Annotated in this window: 3 protein-coding genes; all 3 read right to left on the minus strand. The window is 45.8% G+C overall.

Features of this window, described 5'->3' with window-relative positions; genetic code table 11:
• Positions 1–348: transposase (locus Q7P33_RS17885; RefSeq protein WP_303872099.1), on the minus strand; the 348-nt coding region annotated here is incomplete at its 3' end.
• 89 nt (positions 349–437) lie between these two features.
• A complete protein-coding gene (gene tnpB, locus Q7P33_RS17890) occupies positions 438–794 on the minus strand; it encodes an IS66 family insertion sequence element accessory protein TnpB (RefSeq protein WP_303872100.1) in 357 nt (118 codons plus the stop codon).
• Entirely contained in the window at positions 788–1,150 is a 363-nt protein-coding gene (locus tag Q7P33_RS17895; protein ID WP_303872102.1) for an IS66 family insertion sequence element accessory protein TnpB, read from the minus strand. Before Q7P33_RS17895 ends, tnpB begins: the two co-directional genes overlap by 7 nt.
• Between the last annotated feature and the right edge of the window lie 78 nt (positions 1,151–1,228).

The following is a 1,228-nucleotide window of genomic DNA, read 5'->3' on the forward strand; positions in this document are numbered from 1 at the left end:
CAGGGTGTTACAGCGGAGGCAGTTTTGATCGTCTTCATGGATCTCACAGAGTATTTCCTTTACGGGAAGGTCTTTAAGCCGTTCTTCCCGTCCGGTTTTGGGACTGGTCCGTTTATAGCCATGGACATCCTTAACCACCGGTTCCGGGGCGTGGGGATTTACTTCGGCTTCCGCTTCATTGAACAGGCAAATTTGTCCATCCAGCGTTGACTTTGGCGTTTTTTCACTGGAGCTGCCAAATTTCTCTTTCCGGAGCAGCAGAATCATTTCCGTAAGGTTGTTTACCTGCTGTTCGAGGCTTTTGATGGTGGTTTCCAGCTGTTTAATATAAGTGTCCCGTTCATCCATCCGGTTTATTTCTCCCGTTTATTAATGGATCTATTATACCATAAAAACGTTGAAAAAGCCATCTGTTATGCGGTTTCTAGTGTTTTTGATCAACAGAAATCACCGGGTTCCACTGATTTGATGGCTCGGGGTTGATCAACGGAAAGGCCTTCCAGCAGCCATCTGAATTCTTTCCAGGACAGGGTTCGAACTTCATTTTCGGTCCGGGGCCATTTGTAGTTTCCATTTTCGAGGCGTTTGTAAAGCAGAACAAAACCGTCACCTTCCCAAAGCAGTGCCTTAATCCGATCCCGACGTTTCCCGCAGAATAAGTAAAGTGCGGGACCAAAGGGATTTAAGCCCATTGATTCCTTCACCAGCGCAGCCAGTCCATCAATGGATTTACGCATATCGGTATAGCCACAGGCGATGTAAATTTCCCTGGCAATTGTAATGTCGCCTAACATAATACTTTCATTGCCAGCAGAACCGCTTCAATGGTTTCCGGGGCAGCTCCATCCATCACCTCAATCGTTGCCGATGGAAGATTAATCACCACTGCTGGACTCCGGTTCGTTTTTCCCAGACTCATCGGAAGTTTGGCAAAAGTAACCGGACCATCCGGTTCCAGTTGTGTGGACACCATTTCCTGGCCACAAGCTTGTTGACGGATGCGTTTCAGCCAATAATAATAGGATGTTTCTTTAACCAGATTCTGCTGACACCAGACCTTGACGGTCATTCCACTTGACCGTTGATCCTGAATCAGTTGTGTCCACTGTTCCATGCGGAACTTTGTTTTAACTGGAGTTATTTCATCCATTTGCAATACCCTCCTGTGCAGTTTTTCAAAGTCACTTGAAAAACTCGAAAAACTACAACTTGAAAAACTTTAGTTTAT

Origin of the sequence: Acetobacterium wieringae, from assembly GCF_026646375.1 — a bacterium.
Taxonomy (GTDB): Bacteria; Bacillota; Clostridia; order Eubacteriales; family Eubacteriaceae; genus Acetobacterium; species Acetobacterium wieringae_A.